The organism is Gillisella vitis (assembly GCF_021559775.1).
Taxonomy (GTDB): Bacteria; Pseudomonadota; Alphaproteobacteria; order Rhizobiales; family Rhizobiaceae; genus Allorhizobium; species Allorhizobium ampelinum.
On the sequence record NZ_CP056047.1, the window covers coordinates 2,464,258 to 2,479,583 of the forward strand.

Here is a 15,326-nt window from a genome sequence, read left to right on the forward strand (position 1 = left end):
CTTTTTATCCGCAGTTTATCAGCACGGCACGGCGATTAATGCCGTCCGCCTTCAAGATAGGCAGCACGCACCTGAGGGTCGGCCAACAATTCCCGGCCGGAACCGCTCATCGTCACCAGTCCGTTGACCATGACATAGGCGCGGTCGGACAGTTTCAGCGCGGCAAACGCATTCTGCTCAACGAGGAACACGGTCAGCCCTTCTTCCTGGTTGAGCTTCTTGATCGCCTCGAAAATCCCCTTGACGATCAGGGGCGCCAACCCCAGCGATGGTTCATCCAGCAACAGCAGCTTGGGCCGCGCCATCAGCGCCCGGCCAATGGACAGCATCTGCTGCTCGCCGCCGGAAAGCGTGCCGCCGCGTTGGGCGTGGCGCTCTTTCAGGCGTGGAAACAGCGTGAAAATCTTCTCGACGTCCTCCTGGAAATATTTGAGATTGTCGAGACCGGCACCCATTTGCAGGTTTTCCATCACCGTCATGCGCGGAAAAATCCGCCGCCCTTCCGGTGATTGGGCGATGCGCTGGCGGGCGATCAGATGGGTCGGCATTTTGGTAATGTCCATGCCATCGAAAATCACCCGACCAGCCCGCGCCTGCGGGCTGCCGCAAATCGTCATCATCAACGTCGACTTGCCAGCACCATTGGCGCCGATCAGGCTGACGATCTCGCCTTTTTTAACCTCGACGCTGACACCGCCAAGCGCACGGATATTGCCGTAATAGGTCTCGACGGCCTCAACCTTCAAAAGAGCTTCAGCAGTCATCACAATTTGCCTCCGGCCACGGCTTCCACATCGGAAATCGCGTCGTCCAGTTCTTCATCCTCGACACCGAGATAGGCCGCGATGACCCTCGGATCGTTTTTCACGTGGTCAGGCGTGCCATCGGAAATCTTCTGGCCATATTCCAGCACCACGACATGGTCGGAAATTTCCATGACCACCGACATATCGTGCTCGATCAGCATGATCGATGTGCCGGTTTCGTCCCTGATACCATTGAGCAACGTGTTGAGCGCCAGCGATTCCCGTGGATTGAGGCCAGCTGCAGGCTCATCCAGGCAAAGCAATTCCGGTTCCGTACACATTGCCCGGGCGATTTCGAGACGCCGTTGCGCGCCATAGGGCAGATCGCCAGCCGGGTCGTCGGCCCGCTCAATCAGGTCGGCGCGCTCCAGCCAGAACCTCGCCTTGTCGATCGACAGCGCCGCTGCCTTCTTGTAGGCGGGCAAGCCAAGCAGACCGAGCACCGTATAGCCGGAGGCCTTCATCAGCGCATTGTGCTGGGCAACCAGCAGGTTTTCCAGCACGGTCAGGCCGGAAAACAGCCGGATATTCTGGAAGGTTCGGGCCACCTTGGCCTTTTTGGTGATCTCGAAATCCGTCAGGCGTTCCAAAAGGAATTCCTTGCCGGCCTTCTGGCGCAAGGTGACCATGCCCATTGTCGGCTTGTAGAAGCCGGTAATGCAGTTGAACACCGTGGTCTTGCCCGCTCCGTTCGGGCCGATCAGCGCGGTAATCTCACCGCGCCGGGCTTCAAAAGAGAAGTCGTTGATGGCCATCAAGCCGCCGAATTTCATCGACAGGTGCTCGACCGTCAGAATTGGGTCATTGTTCATGATTTGCGTCCCGGATGTCATCAGCCGTGACCCTCCTTGGTAAAGCTGCCGGAGACAGCCTTGCGTTCCTTCAGGAAGGCCGTCGGCTCTCTGCTGCCGACAAAGCCGCGCGGCTTGAACAGCATGACCACAATCATGGCAAGACCGAATAGCAGCATGCGATACAGTTCAGGAGTAAAATCAGGTCCGAACAAGTGCTTCAGGAATTCCATCTCACGCAGCAGTTCCGTGCCACCAACCATGACGATGGCTGCAACCGCGATACCGGTCAGAGACCCCATGCCACCCAGAACCACGATGGCGAGAATAACCGCCGATTCCAGGAAGACGAAGCTTTCCGGCGACACGAAACCCTGGCGGGCAGCAAAGAACGACCCGGCAAAACCGCCAAACATCGCGCCGATGGCAAAGGCCGTCAGCTTGGTCTTCACCGTGTCGATGCCAAGCGACCGGCAGGCGATCTCGTCTTCGCGCAACGCTTCCCAGGCCCGGCCAATCGGCATACGCCGCAGCCGGATCGTCACATAGGCGGTGAGCATGCACAGCCCCAGCGCCAGATAGAACAGGAAGATCTTGTAATAGGCCGAGGACATCGGCAGGCCGAAGGTCTTGGCAAAACCATGGGCCGAGGCATCGAAGGGAATGCCAAACAGTGTCGCCTTGGGAATGCCCGATACGCCGAACGTGCCCTGGGTGACATCCGTCCAGTTGATCAGCACCAACCGGATGATTTCCCCGAAGGCCAGCGTGACGATGGCGAGGTAATCGCCCCGCAGGCGCAGCACCGGAAAGCCGAGCATGATACCCCAGAAGGCAGCCAGAATGCCTGATATCGGTAGCAACAGCCAGAAGGACAGGCCGAAATGCTGAGACAGCAGCGCGTATGAATAGGCACCGACCGCGTAGAAGGCGACATAGCCGAGATCGAGCAGCCCGGCCAGGCCGACGACGATGTTCAATCCCCAGGCAAGCATGACATAGATCAGGATCTGGATGCCGAAATTATCGACATATTTCAGCGAGCCCTGCGTGCCGACCAGAAAGAGAATGACCGGCGGATAGAGGATCAGCGCCACAAGCGCGATCTTCAGGAAATGTGTCTTGAACAAAGACGGCCGGGCATCCGTGGCAGCGGTGGGCTTAGTAGCCGCCCGCGCCTTGCGCGCCGCCGACCAGGGACGCAAGACAGCGACCACGGCAAACCGGCCAACGGCGGCGATCGCCACGAAAATAGATAGAAGACCCCAACGCGTATACCAGACCAGGGCATTGTTGATGTCCTGGTCGGTCTTGATGCCGATGAACAGCACGAACAGGCCGAGTGCCAGCAAGCCCGCGAACACGGCTTCTTTCAATGCCCGCGCCATCAGGCCGGGCTGCGCCTTGACGGTGGAAACGTCGACATTTGCCATGATCTCAGACCTTCTCGACTTCGGGACGGCCCAGGATGCCGGTCGGTTTGAAAATCAGCACGAAAGCCAGGATGCCGAACGTGGCGACATCCTTGTAGGCGATGGTGAAATAGGCCGACCACAGGGATTCGATCAGACCAATCAGCAAGCCACCGAGAACAGCGCCCGGCAAAGAGCCGATGCCGCCCAGAACCGCCGCGGTAAAGGCCTTGACGCCGGGAATGAAGCCATCGGTAAAAGAGGCAACCCCGTAATACATCAGATACATGGTACCAGCCACCGCCGCCAGCGCCGCTCCCATCACGAAGGTGACGGAAATGGTCCGGTCGACATCGACACCCAAAAGGGCCGCCATCTTGCGGTCCTGCTCGGTGGCGCGCTGAGCACGGCCAAGCGGCGTCTTGTTGACAATATACCAGAAGGCCGCCAGCAGCACCGCCGTTACCGCAACGATGATCATCTGCTTCAACGACACCGTGATGGCGCCGAAATGATAGACGTCATTGACCAGCGCCGGAATTGGCTTGTTGCGGGGGCCTTGCGCGACCTGAATGAAGTTGGACAGCGCGATCGACATGCCGATCGCCGTAATCAGCGGCGCCAGCCGGAAGGACCCGCGCAAGGGCCGATAGGCGACCCGCTCGATGGTCCAGTTCCACAAACCGGTCATCAACATTGATACAACCAACATGATCAGCAGCGCCAAAGCCACTGGAATGCCTGCAAAAAATGTCGTGAGAAGCAAAAAAACGATCAAGGCGGCAAAACCGCCGAGCATGAAGATATCGCCATGGGCAAAGTTGATCATGCCGACGATCCCGTAGACCATCGTATAACCAATCGCCACCAGGCCATAAATCGAGCCAAGCGTCAGCCCGTTGATAAGCTGCTGGATGAAATAATCCATACATTATCCCCCGGATGCCGATCAAACGCAGCATCCATATGTTGTCCCATTCGGGTTCTTCGTGTTGGAGGGATTTGATATCGGTTTCGACAAAAATGTGAAGCCTAAAAGCTTTGCAGCGCGTATTTTTCTGTCAATTGCTCAAGATATCGGCAGTTTTTGCACAAATTCAGCATTAAACCTGGAATTGCGCTCAAAAAGCGCGCAGATGACTCTGGACCAACTTGCCGAATGAAAAAAACGCGGATGGTTTCGTCGTTTTTTACGAAGGCATCAGCAGCCGCAGCGCTAGGTCCACACGCATGCGGATCTCGCTGTCAAGATCCTCTGCCTGCTTGCCGAACATCAGAACCTTCGTCTGCAACGGCCCCAGAACCGCCCCGACAAAGATGTCGGCAATATCGCGGCGATCAACCGCCTCGCATGCGCTGCCCGCGACGTGGAAATCTAGCTCCTGCGCCAGAAAGGCTCGAAAATTCTCGACACAATCCTCGTAAAACTGCCGGGTCAGGCCGGGATGCTTGCCCGCTTCGGCAATGATCAGCCGGGTCACCAGAATCTGGCGTGGCGACAAGACGAACCGCGCCAAAGCCTCGAGCGCCAGTCGCACTCTCTCACGCGGGTCCGCCGTTTGCCCACGCTGGCCGCCGATTTCGATCTGCAACTGATCATGAGACTGGATCAGCGCCGTGAACAAGCAGCGCTTATCGGGAAAGAACCGGTAGACGGTCTTTTTCGCCATGCCAGCCAGACGCGCCACCTCCTCCATGGTCGCATCGCCAAAGCCCATAGTGTCAAACACCACTTCGGCAGCCTTGAGAATACGCTCACGCCGCTCCTCATCCGGCATGACCGGCAGGCGCATGACCATTCGCTGCTGTTCGGACATCGGTCTTCTCACACTTTCGACTTGACAAACGGAAACGAAAGCGTTTCCTGATCGTCGGGAGGAAACGACAACGTTTCCATGCTTACCGCATAATTAATCCTTCCGAAATGGTAAAAGATCAATTCTGCGGGATTCAAACATCTAGACGACTGCGCAAACAACGGACCAAAGGCGAGCTGCTGCATGATTTTCTGAACCGCGACGGTTCAGGGTAAAAATCATGCAGCAGCGCAAATGCGTCAAGGGAAATGCATGGTGCTTCATGTGCAGCGCGGCAAAGATGTATGGCGGGCATGGTCAGATTCAGGAATTTGAAAATGAACCGAAAAACCCTCTTCCTAGCCATCTCGATCGGCATGATCTGTGCCATCGGGCCGCTCGCAACAGATATGTATCTGGGCGCCATGCCGCTGATGGCCACGAGCTTATCGACCACAGCCGCGACGATCCAGCTGTCCGTCATGACGTTCTTTTCCGGCTTCACCATCGGGCAAATGTTCTACGGACCGATTTCCGACAGGACCGGCCGTAAGCCGATAATTTATGTGGCATTGGCGATCTTCTGCCTGTCCTCCTTCGGCTGCCTGACCGCATCGACCGGCGAGCAATTGCTGGTATGGCGCTTCATGCAGGGCGTAGGCGGCTCGATTGGCATGGTCATCGGAACAGCCATCATCCGCGACACGCATACCGGCCCGGCAGCCACAAAGCTGATGTCCATGGTGATGCTGGTCATCGGCGTTGCCCCGATCCTCGCACCCTTTGCCGGCAGTCTCATTCTGAAAATAGCCAATTGGCAGATGATTTTCGTATTGCTCGGCTGCTATGCGGCGCTGTGCTTCGTGGTCGTCGCGCTCTGGCTTCCCGAAACCCGGTTGCCGGCCGACCGCGCTTCCAGTAAGCCCAGCCGCGCCCTCATCACCTATGGCGGCTTGCTGATCAGCCGCAATTTCATCCCCTATGCGGGCACCATGGCGCTCGTCCAGGGCGGATTCTTCGCCTATATCGCCGGGTCGTCTTTCATGCTGATGACGGTCTACGGGCTTTCGGCCATCAGTTACTCGATTATCTTCAGCACCAACGCAATCGGCCTTGGTATCGGCACGCAGATCTGCAACCGGTTTGCCACACGGTTCGGTGTCAAGGCCGCAGTACGCGGCTCCGTGCTGCTCTATACGGTTATCGCCCTGATACTGGTCGCCACCCAGCTGACCGGCACCGATAGCCTGACGGTCACCTGCATCCTGATGTTTATTCTCGTCATGTCCATCGGCGGCATCATGCCGGGTTGCAACGTGCTGGCAATGGAAGCCCACGGCTCCATTGCCGGGACCGCCGCCGCCCTGGCGGGCGGCCTTTCCTTTGGCGCAGGCGCCCTGTCCAGCTTTGTCCTCGGGCTGTTGGAAAACGGCACCGCCCTGCCTCTGGTCTGCGTCATGGCCGGTTGCGGTATCCTGGCCGTACTTGTCACCCAGGTATTTTTCGAGGACCGGCAAGAGACAACAGTTCCCGAAAAAGCCTGACGAGGATCGGGAGTCCTGCTCGAATACCGGCGCGGTAACTCCTTACATCTGCTGCATAATTCTCGGCTTAAGCCGATTCCGATTTAAGGAATCATGCAGTAAAACGAGAGGGCAAGCATTGCCGCTTGCCCTTGACAGCTCTGCTTTATTCAATCCTATTACAAGCTAAAATGCCGCGCGCATTCATAGCGATGCTGCCCGCTTTTTACGGTATCGATCACAGGGTTCTGTGGAAAGAAATACGAGGCGTCCATTGAAAACGACTGTTCGTATTTAACTTTCGAATGCCTCAAGCCACTGATAAGTTTGAGATATTTTACATTGATCAAATCCGGGAATGCGGTCCACATTGAAGATGCCTTCCTAAGAAATGGCAATAAAAGGCACTTTCATTCATCGATTCAATCGTTATAAACTAAACTTAAGCAGGCAGACGGCAGAAAAATATGGCCATCGTTTCGAGGGGAAACGCCGAAAGATGATAGCAGCGCATGACACGAGGACAATCGTGACGTCACAGCAAAACATCGTCGTCCAGCAATTGCAGGTTCGCCGGGAGGCGCGCGCTATCATCAAACGCCAGCATCCCCGGGTGATCTGGCTGACGGGGCTTTCGGGTTCGGGAAAATCCACTGTGGCCAACGCCCTGGAAAGCCAACTGCACGGTCAAGGATACCACACCTATATTCTCGACGGCGACAATGTCCGCCACGGATTGAACCGCGATCTGGGCTTTTCCGATGCCGACAGGGTGGAAAATATCCGCCGTGTAGCAGAAGTCGCCAAGCTGATGGCGGATGCAGGCCTGATCGTGATCGTCTCATTCATCTCCCCCTTTCAGGCCGACCGCGACATGGCCCGCGCCTTGATGGCAGACGGTGAATTCATCGAAGTTTTCATCGATACGCCCTTGCAGGAATGCATGCGGCGCGATCCGAAAGGCCTTTATCGCCGGGCGCTGATGGGAGAGATCAAGCAGTTTACCGGGGTCAGCTCCAGTTACGAGGCGCCACAACATCCGGATATTCATTTGAAGACCACGCAGGCCACTCCAACGGAAATGGCCAACCAGGTGATTGGTTATCTCACCGAAATCGCACCTGCCTGATAGAAAACATGGACAAATAGAGTGGAAAAATTGAACACGTATCGTGTAGCCTGCGTTTTTTGAGGAACATGACGTGATTGATTTGTTTGAAAAGGCGGCAATAGCCGCTGGGCGCGATATTATGGACGTGTTCCACAATGGCCCAACGGTGCGAACCAAAAGCGATGCCTCTCCGGTGACCGAGGCCGATGAGCGGGCCGAAGCGATCATTCTTGCCGCCCTGGCTGCCCAGTTTCCCGCCATTCCCGTTGTGGCCGAGGAAGCCGTTGCCGCTGGCAATATTCCCCAGACTAGGGACCAGCCCTTCATTCTGGTCGATCCGCTTGACGGCACCAAGGAATTCATTCGCAAAAGCTCCGACTTCACGGTCAATATCGCGCTGATCGAGGCCGGTGTACCTGTCATGGGCATCGTCTATGCTCCGGCGCGCGGCCAAGCCTATATTGGCGACCGTAGTGGTGCGCTCAAGATCGAGATCGATGCCAATTTCCAACCGGTTTCGCGACAGTCCATCACGGTCCGCACTCCTTCGGGCACGTTGATTGCAGTGGCCAGCCGCTCGCATAGCGGCCCGGAAACCGAAGAATTCCTGGTAAACCACGCCATAACCGATACCCGTTCCGTCGGTTCCTCGCTAAAATTCTGCCTGGTGGCGGAAGGTGCGGCCGATGTCTATCCACGCTTCGGCCGAACGATGGAATGGGATACAGCCGCAGGCGACGCCGTGCTGCGGGCCGCGGGTGGCATGACAGTCGGACCAGACGGTGCGCCGCTGCTCTACGGCAAACGCGATCAGCCCGATGATAGCGACTTCGCCAATCCCTCCTTCATCGCCTGGGGTGACAGACAGGCCTGAGCCTTCAGCATTCCCCGGTGAACGCGAAACCGGGAATTGCCTGAAAAATCATATCTCTCCTGCCGGTCTTATCCACGGTCAAACGGTCGCGCCGATAATGGCGCGAGCCCTGGAGCCTGGCCTACCGATTCCATCGGCTCAGCTAGGCTCCGGATTTTGACAGGATGCGATCTCCGGCCCGGTCTTACGTGCCAACCGGATATTGCTCCATATCGATGGAGATGACCATGGCAGACAGTAGTCCACGCCTCGATTTGCCTTATATCCTGCCCTCCCAGGCCCAGAAACATGTCACCCATAACGAAGCACTGCTGGTTCTCGATGCAGTAACGCAGCTTGTGATTGAGGGCACTTTTACCACGCCACCTACCTCCCCTGCCGCTGGTACCTGTTACTGGGTTGCCGCCACCGCGACGGATGCCTGGGCTGGCAAGGAAGCGCATATCGCCGCCTGGCAGGATGATAGCTGGGCTTTCCTGGCACCCGCCGCCGGTTGGCGCGCTTATGTCCGTGCGACAGGCCGATTGCAGACCTATGACGGCACGGCCTGGCAGGATCTCGCCCTGCCCGACACGGCCACCTTTTCCCGGCTTGGTATCAATGCCACGGCTGATGATACCAACCGGCTGGCAGTGTCGAGCGATGCCGTGCTTTTCAATCATGCCGGTGGCGACAACAGGTTCAAACTCAACAAGGCGGGCGAAAGCAATACAGCAACGCTGCTTTACCAATCCAATTGGCAAGGCCGCGCCGAAATGGGGCTGGCCGGGTCGGACCAGTTCAGCATCAAAGTCTGCAATGACAGTGGCAGTTGGACCACCGCCCTGCTGATTAGCGGCGACGGAACCGTCACCCAGCCCGCAAGACCCGCCGCCAGGGCCGAACTGACCAGCCCGTCCCTTGCGGTTTCCGGCGGCATGGTCACCGGCTTTAACGGGCTGGCCATCAGTCAGGGCAATGTGCTGCTTGCCACCGCGACGGCAAGCGGCAATGGCCAGAGCCTGAAAGTGCCAGTCGCCGGGCTGTACCTGATCACTGTCACCCTCTCCACAACAGCTACCAACACCTATACCGCTACCGTGGTGGATAGCGCCCAGACGAGCCTTGCAAAGATGACCGTTGGCACCACCGCCGCCGCTACAGAGACCCATGCGACAGCCCTGATCACGCTGGAGGCCGGTGCGGAAATCAGCCTGTTGCATAATGGCACGGCCACATTTGCCACCACCGGTGCGGGCGTAAAATTTTCGATATTTCTAATATGACATCCACTATCGTCGTCAAGATGGCGTAGCAAAATGGCAACAATGTTCCGAATTGAGAAAATAGACCCAAGAAGAAACATTTGCTTCAGAAGGTTAACCATTCATTAAGTTTGTTCATGACGAGCGCCCTATTTGGGACTACATAAGCCACAAGAACTTTAGTCGGGAACAAATGGCGGTGCGAAAGCGGAGGAAACACACTCTGCCCGCAACTGCACGCAACCAAGAATCTGGAACAGTCGACACCGGCAAAATCGGATCGGCTGCTCTAGGAGGGACGAGGCTGGAATGGGTGTACCGCATGCACAGCAAGGCCTTCAGGCACGTCGCATCAACCGACGACGGACACGTCTTTCAAGACATCGGGTTCATCTGATTGCAAAACGAAGCCTCGACATCCTGATCTCGATCAGTGCATTGACGGTCTTGCTGCCATTTCTACTGTCGATCGCCGCACTGATCAAACTCACCTCCCCCGGCCCGGTCCTGTTTCGGCAGATCCGCTGGGGCCGCGACCAGCAGAAAATCCGCATCTACAAATTCCGCACCATGTATGCTGCGGAATGTGACGATAGCGGCGTGCGGCAAACCACCGAAAACGATCCCCGTATTACTGTCGTCGGTGCGGTCCTGCGGCGCACCAATATCGACGAACTTCCACAATTACTGAATGTGTTGAAGGGCGACATGTCGCTGGTCGGGCCACGCTGCCACGCGATCGGCATGTTGGCCGCCGGCATGCCCTACGAGGATCTGGTTAGCGACTATCATCACCGTCATCAGGTCAAGCCCGGTCTGACCGGCCTTGCCCAGATGCGTGGCCTGCGTGGACCAACCGGTTCCGCCGCCAAAGCCCGCGCCCGGATCGCCGCCGACTTGTTTTATGTGGATAATTTTTCGTTCTGGCTCGATATCAAGATCATTCTCGGCACCATCCACTCAGAACTGACTTGCGGCAAAGGCTTTTAAAGAGAAGGATCTCACCTGAGAGGGCCGAAATTATCCGATAAAAACACCGCCAACTGTGAGCGGGACTGCAAATTCTTTCCATATTCGACAAATTTGTCTCGAAAAAACGCAAGTTCACGACCCCCGCCCAGCGGCCAAGTCCGTCCAAACGGTCTCCTGATGCCTTTGATTCGCACAGCGCGCTGCCAAAATTCAAATTCTGTCAAGTCAGCACAACTGAGTGATCACGAATTATTAAATCCAAACCGTAGGATTTCATCGAAATCAAAATTTACACAAATTTTTTTGAGTAAAAATAGATCTCTGCTGATAGTTTAACGGCAATAAAGTTTGCGATAAACCCCATATATACATAGAATTTATGCATTCGCACTTACGCTCGGCTTGTCAGAGTGTCGTCTTCATCCGAAAACGCCGTTTCTACGTGACATCAGCAGCCTTGGCCAAGTCCCTAAAATTCTTATCAAATTGTTACCCGGTGCTTAGGTAATTTTTAAAGGTGCGGCGTTAGATTTCTGGTCTGTGGTCTTGAGTTTGTATTAGAGAGTCCAATGACCGAAACGATACGCCCGCGAGTTAAATATGTTATCGGCCCTGACGGCAGTCCGTTGACAATTGCCGACCTGCCGCCAGCAAATACCCGTCGCTGGGTCATCCGCCGCAAGGCAGAGGTTGTGGCTGCCGTGCGCGGTGGCCTGTTGAGCCTTGAAGAAGCGTGTGAGCGCTATACGCTGACCGTGGAGGAATTCCTGTCATGGCAGGCCTCCATCAACGACCATGGCTTGCAGGGCCTCAGAACGACCCGTATCCAGCAATACCGTCATTAAAATCAGACGGGGCCTGGGATTGGGGCCGGGCCTGAAGACGAAGGCTCGAAGAGGTCGACCACACCCTCACCTTGCCAGATCATGCCTTGAAGGAATTGCAAATATCTCAGATGCCTCAGGGTATTTGAGATATTTGCAAAGCCCTACGATCAGCCATTTTCAAGATCGCTTTGATTAATGCACCAGCGGAGCTACGGCGTATATCGTGGGCAAAGTGCCTCTGCGATCGGACGTGTTACGCCTCAGTGACAAAGCCAGGCAACCGACCGACTGTATATCCAGCCGATTGTCGTGAGAGATTTGATTTTTCGATTTCCACTCCGCCGAATGTGCCCCAGGCAAATCCCTTAAGCTTTTTTCAGCCTTCAGTTAACCCAGACGCCTTCCCAGTCACCACAGGACGTTGGGATGTGAATGGTTTTCACCGGAAGCTGCTGTCCCCTCACCTATCACAGATGTCGGCTTCATAGGGGATCGGTCCGGATATTGGACCGAACCGTGGACCGTGTGGGGGAACTCCGATGCAAAACGCTGATTATCGCAGCGGGCGAGCGAAGGTTTTTTTACATGATGCCGCCGTGGGCATCCTTAATCGGGCAAATAGCTGAAAAAATAAATATCATATGGTCGCGGATGAAAAGGCCGTTCCATTCCATGTGAACGGCCAGGCAATGAAACCATCATCGAGCAGGTCCCATTCCCTGCCTGCCTTTGTCATCTACGATCAGGATCTTCGCCGTTAAGCGCGAGCCCGCTGCTGGCTGTCGCGCTCTTCCAACGCAGCTGCCTTGGCATGTTCAGCCTCGGCCAGTTCCAGTGACAGTTCCGCGGCATCTTGCTGAACCTTCAGCTCGCGAATCGAATCCTGCAGGTTATCGGCACGCTGGCGGGCGGCCTTTGCAAAAGTCGGATAGGCGAAATGCGAAGCATCCGTGATGCCCGCCTTTTTTTCTTCCAGAGAAATCTGATTCTCCAGTTCCTTGGCCATACGTTCAAATTCAGACATCATTAACTGCAATTGTTGCAGCTGCCGACGCTTCTCGGTAACCTGAAATGCCTTCAGGCGAACTAGGCTGTCACGCGACTTCATACGCAATACTCCCGTGATGCGAGACATCCCGCCGTCACTCTGTTTTGACATCGCCCGCTGACATTTAAACGAATCACCGCGAAAAAATCTCACGGCGTTAACAAAAAACTACCTTTGGTAACCTTTCGTTTACGGGCATCGTTAATGATAAGGGAGATCTTTTAAAGGTCGGTAAATGCCCGGGTCCAAAATGCAGGACAATGACAATGATGAGTCAATTGAATCGCTTAAGGGGTTTTCTTCCCTTTTCGATTCATCTGTGGCGATGAGAAAATGACATATGAATCAGGAGGCTAGGCATTATGCTTAATAAATTCGTTACACCTTGCCAGAGTGAATCAGAATTTGTTAACCATTTGGTGGCAGCCTTCAAATCAGGCAACGACTGGATCCGTATCGCGTAGTGGGCCATTCAGACCTTTCGGCGGCGGTAAAGGGGATAATTATGCGGGTTCTACTCATCGAAGACGACAGCGCCACAGCGCAGAGCATCGAACTGATGCTCAAGTCCGAAAGTTTTAACGTCTACACCACCGATCTCGGTGAGGAAGGCGTCGACCTCGGGAAACTATACGACTACGACATCATCCTGCTGGACCTCAATCTTCCCGACATGTCGGGTTACGAGGTTTTGAGAACGCTTCGCCTGTCCAAGGTCAAGACACCTATCCTCATCCTGTCCGGCATGGCCGGCATTGAGGACAAGGTTCGCGGTCTCGGCTTCGGCGCTGACGATTACATGACAAAGCCGTTCCACAAGGACGAGCTTGTTGCCCGCATCCATGCGATCGTTCGTCGTTCCAAGGGCCATGCCCAGTCGATCATCATCACCGGCGAACTGATCGTCAATCTCGACGCCAAAACCGTCGAAGTTGGTGGCCAGCGCGTTCACCTGACCGGCAAGGAATACCAGATGCTGGAGCTGCTTTCGCTCCGCAAAGGTACCACGCTGACCAAGGAAATGTTCCTGAACCATCTCTATGGTGGCATGGACGAGCCGGAACTGAAAATCATCGACGTGTTCATCTGCAAGCTTCGCAAGAAGCTGGCCAATGCCGCCGGTGGTGCAAACTATATCGAAACCGTCTGGGGCCGTGGCTATGTGCTGCGCGAACCCGACAGTGCCGAATATATGGAAACGGCCTGACACCGGTTTGTCGTTACAACGGGGCGTTATTCGTAACGCCTCGCCGTAAATCCCCACCAGTGCCACTCCCGCGCGAGATCGTATGATCTCAAAAAAGTCCCTGCATTGCCGGGACTTTTTTGCGTTGAAGAAAATGGATTGCTGTGACGCGCGACTACGGGGACAGACCATGCATTTAAAGAATCGGACCGAACGTTAACAACCGGTTTTCGAATAAATCCGCCCTGTCTGGAGTGATTCGGGATCAGGCGGCTTCGCGGTCACTGAACACTTCGGTCAGTGTTTTCCGGTCGAAGGGCTTCAGCAGGAAGTCGCTGGCTCCGGCCCGTTTGCCTTGCATCATGTGTTTCAGGTCGGCTTCGATGACGCAATAGAAGATCCGCACCGTTTTGCCCTCCGGCATGGCCCGGATATTGGTGATCAGTCCAAGCGCGCCTTCCAGACCCGAATCAACGATGATCACATGCGGTAATTGTGCTTCGCAAGCCAGCATCGCCTCGCGCGCCGTGGATGCTTCCGTCACTCCAAAACCCAGTTCGGACAGAATTTTACGGCCAACCTTACGAACGATATCTGACGAGTCAGCAATGATCAGGTTCTTCATGCCGATCCCCTTTCGATGCCCATGGACCTTGCTTAAACATCAAAAAGATTAAGCAATTTTCCAAAAGAGCAAGCGGCGCGCCCCGTGCACCGCGTCTTTACCCATTGTCGCCGCAGCCCGCGGTCTGACTCTGCCCATATTTCAAACCCTCAATGGATTTGAGATATCTGCGCTATCTTTATGGTAAATCCAGAATACTAAGGAAACATTACCCGTCTCTGGTGGGAACGGAAAGCGGCGCCCGAAGCCTGAGACACCGGGCGCCGTCGAGCATCTTTATGCGTGATCAGCCGGCCGCAACTGATTCGGCGGTGAAGGTAATTTCGCCTTCGCCGATGCTGTATTTCAGCTCCATCGATGATTCGTCGGCCAGCAACACCGTGTAATAGGGCTGGATAGAGTGGGCATCGACAGCTTCTTCCATCTGGCCATTGCAGATTTCGGCGAATTTCGGCGGCACACGCAGCATGCGGCCCTTGGCGACGATGGTAAATTTCGCGTCATATTCCGGATTTTCCAGCGTCACATCCAGCGAGCCGCCGCGCGGAATGGCGCCGTAGGCCACCAGCATCAGGTTCATCAGCAGTTTGACCCGGTTCTTGGCGATAATGGCGCGCGGGCCGTTCCAGGTAATTTCGGTTTTCTTTTCGGCGGCAGCGAAATCCTTGACGGCTTTCTCGGCCTCGCCCGTATCGATCGACGCACCGACCGAGCCCGAGGCACCAAATGCCAGTCGGGCGAATTTCAACCGAACCGAAGCATTCAGCGCGCTGGTGCGAATCAGGTCCATGGCATCGGCATCCGCCCCGCCTTCATCCAGCAGTTCCAGCCCGTTATTGATGGCGCCAACCGGCGAAATGACATCATGGCAGACGCGGCTGCACAGCAGGGCTGCCAGATCGGGTCCGGCCAGCGTTAGGTTCACGTTCTTGAGCATCGAATTCTCCTCGACGGCAAAGTCTGTTATCGGCTGAGAGGCATAGCTGCCCCATCAAGCCGCATGATGTCGACGCCATAATGACACCATATTTGGTAAACCCATTGTTAATACGAAGTCATCAAGATGGAAGTCCGGTCTCATCAGAGCCGATTCTATTCATATCCGAGGAGG

At 55.6% G+C, this 15,326-nt stretch carries 15 protein-coding genes and 1 pseudogene; 8 read left to right on the plus strand and 8 right to left on the minus strand.

The genetic code is table 11. The features are described 5' to 3' along the window. Positions 1 to 35: 35 nt before the first annotated feature. Genes AVCG78_RS11635 through AVCG78_RS11650 form a run of 4 tightly spaced genes read right to left on the minus strand, consistent with a single transcriptional unit; the run spans position 36 to position 3,937 of the window. Positions 36 to 764 carry an ABC transporter ATP-binding protein gene (locus AVCG78_RS11635; protein ID WP_041697011.1) on the minus strand — a complete coding sequence of 243 codons (729 nt, stop codon included), beginning with the start codon at positions 762 to 764 and terminating at the stop codon, positions 36 to 38. Beyond that, positions 764 to 1,639, minus strand: a complete 876-nt coding sequence (locus AVCG78_RS11640; protein WP_071207383.1) for an ABC transporter ATP-binding protein — start codon at positions 1,637 to 1,639, stop codon at positions 764 to 766. The genes AVCG78_RS11635 and AVCG78_RS11640 overlap by 1 nt, the downstream gene beginning before the upstream one ends. After that, a complete protein-coding gene (livM, locus tag AVCG78_RS11645) occupies positions 1,639 to 3,030 on the minus strand; it encodes a high-affinity branched-chain amino acid ABC transporter permease LivM (protein WP_071584752.1) in 1,392 nt (463 codons plus the stop codon). Before livM ends, AVCG78_RS11640 begins: the two co-directional genes overlap by 1 nt. Positions 3,031 to 3,034: 4 nt before the next feature. After that, on the minus strand, positions 3,035 to 3,937 hold the full coding sequence (locus tag AVCG78_RS11650) for a branched-chain amino acid ABC transporter permease (RefSeq protein WP_015916937.1): 903 nt from the start codon (positions 3,935 to 3,937) through the stop codon (positions 3,035 to 3,037). 64 nt (positions 3,938 to 4,001) lie between these two features. On the opposite strand from AVCG78_RS11650, the gene AVCG78_RS11655 reads away from it, so the two are divergent. Beyond that, positions 4,002 to 4,172, plus strand: coding sequence for a hypothetical protein (locus tag AVCG78_RS11655; protein ID WP_156535360.1), 171 nt, complete (start codon positions 4,002 to 4,004; stop codon positions 4,170 to 4,172). 27 nt (positions 4,173 to 4,199) lie between these two features. On the opposite strand, the gene AVCG78_RS11660 is transcribed toward AVCG78_RS11655, so the two are convergent. After that, complete coding sequence (locus AVCG78_RS11660) at positions 4,200 to 4,826, minus strand: TetR/AcrR family transcriptional regulator (protein ID WP_015916938.1); 627 nt, start codon at positions 4,824 to 4,826, stop codon at positions 4,200 to 4,202. A gap of 317 nt (positions 4,827 to 5,143) precedes the next feature. On the opposite strand from AVCG78_RS11660, the gene AVCG78_RS11665 reads away from it, so the two are divergent. The 6 genes and pseudogenes from AVCG78_RS11665 to sciP all read left to right on the plus strand — a co-directional run bounded on the left by AVCG78_RS11665 (position 5,144) and on the right by sciP (position 11,374). Further along, complete coding sequence (locus tag AVCG78_RS11665; RefSeq protein ID WP_015916939.1) at positions 5,144 to 6,349, plus strand: multidrug effflux MFS transporter; 1,206 nt, start codon at positions 5,144 to 5,146, stop codon at positions 6,347 to 6,349. A gap of 520 nt (positions 6,350 to 6,869) precedes the next feature. After that, positions 6,870 to 7,457: pseudogene (cysC, locus tag AVCG78_RS11670) on the plus strand (adenylyl-sulfate kinase); the annotation flags it as partial. Between the two features lie 121 nt (positions 7,458 to 7,578). Continuing rightward, the gene (gene cysQ, locus AVCG78_RS11675) at positions 7,579 to 8,313 is read left to right on the plus strand and encodes a 3'(2'),5'-bisphosphate nucleotidase CysQ (RefSeq protein ID WP_071207435.1); all 735 of its coding nucleotides are present in this window, start codon (positions 7,579 to 7,581) and stop codon (positions 8,311 to 8,313) included. 227 nt (positions 8,314 to 8,540) lie between these two features. Beyond that, complete coding sequence (locus AVCG78_RS11680; RefSeq protein WP_071584780.1) at positions 8,541 to 9,578, plus strand: DUF2793 domain-containing protein; 1,038 nt, start codon at positions 8,541 to 8,543, stop codon at positions 9,576 to 9,578. Positions 9,579 to 9,866: 288 nt separating this feature from the next. Then, positions 9,867 to 10,547 carry a sugar transferase gene (locus AVCG78_RS11685; protein ID WP_071207388.1) on the plus strand — a complete coding sequence of 227 codons (681 nt, stop codon included), beginning with the start codon at positions 9,867 to 9,869 and terminating at the stop codon, positions 10,545 to 10,547. A 551-nt stretch (positions 10,548 to 11,098) separates the two neighbouring features. After that, positions 11,099 to 11,374, plus strand: a complete 276-nt coding sequence (gene sciP, locus AVCG78_RS11690) for a CtrA inhibitor SciP (protein ID WP_015916944.1) — start codon at positions 11,099 to 11,101, stop codon at positions 11,372 to 11,374. A gap of 739 nt (positions 11,375 to 12,113) precedes the next feature. On the opposite strand, the gene AVCG78_RS11695 is transcribed toward sciP, so the two are convergent. Beyond that, complete coding sequence (locus AVCG78_RS11695) at positions 12,114 to 12,464, minus strand: hypothetical protein (protein ID WP_015916945.1); 351 nt, start codon at positions 12,462 to 12,464, stop codon at positions 12,114 to 12,116. 445 nt (positions 12,465 to 12,909) lie between these two features. Between AVCG78_RS11695 and ctrA the strand changes: the two genes are divergently transcribed. Next, positions 12,910 to 13,611, plus strand: coding sequence for a response regulator transcription factor CtrA (gene ctrA, locus AVCG78_RS11700; protein ID WP_015916946.1), 702 nt, complete (start codon positions 12,910 to 12,912; stop codon positions 13,609 to 13,611). Between the two features lie 244 nt (positions 13,612 to 13,855). On the opposite strand, the gene AVCG78_RS11705 is transcribed toward ctrA, so the two are convergent. Both AVCG78_RS11705 and chpT read right to left on the minus strand, forming a co-directional pair. Continuing rightward, complete coding sequence (locus AVCG78_RS11705) at positions 13,856 to 14,215, minus strand: response regulator (RefSeq protein WP_015916947.1); 360 nt, start codon at positions 14,213 to 14,215, stop codon at positions 13,856 to 13,858. A 286-nt stretch (positions 14,216 to 14,501) separates the two neighbouring features. Next, complete coding sequence (gene chpT / locus AVCG78_RS11710; protein ID WP_015916948.1) at positions 14,502 to 15,152, minus strand: histidine phosphotransferase ChpT; 651 nt, start codon at positions 15,150 to 15,152, stop codon at positions 14,502 to 14,504. Positions 15,153 to 15,326: the final 174 nt, after the last annotated feature.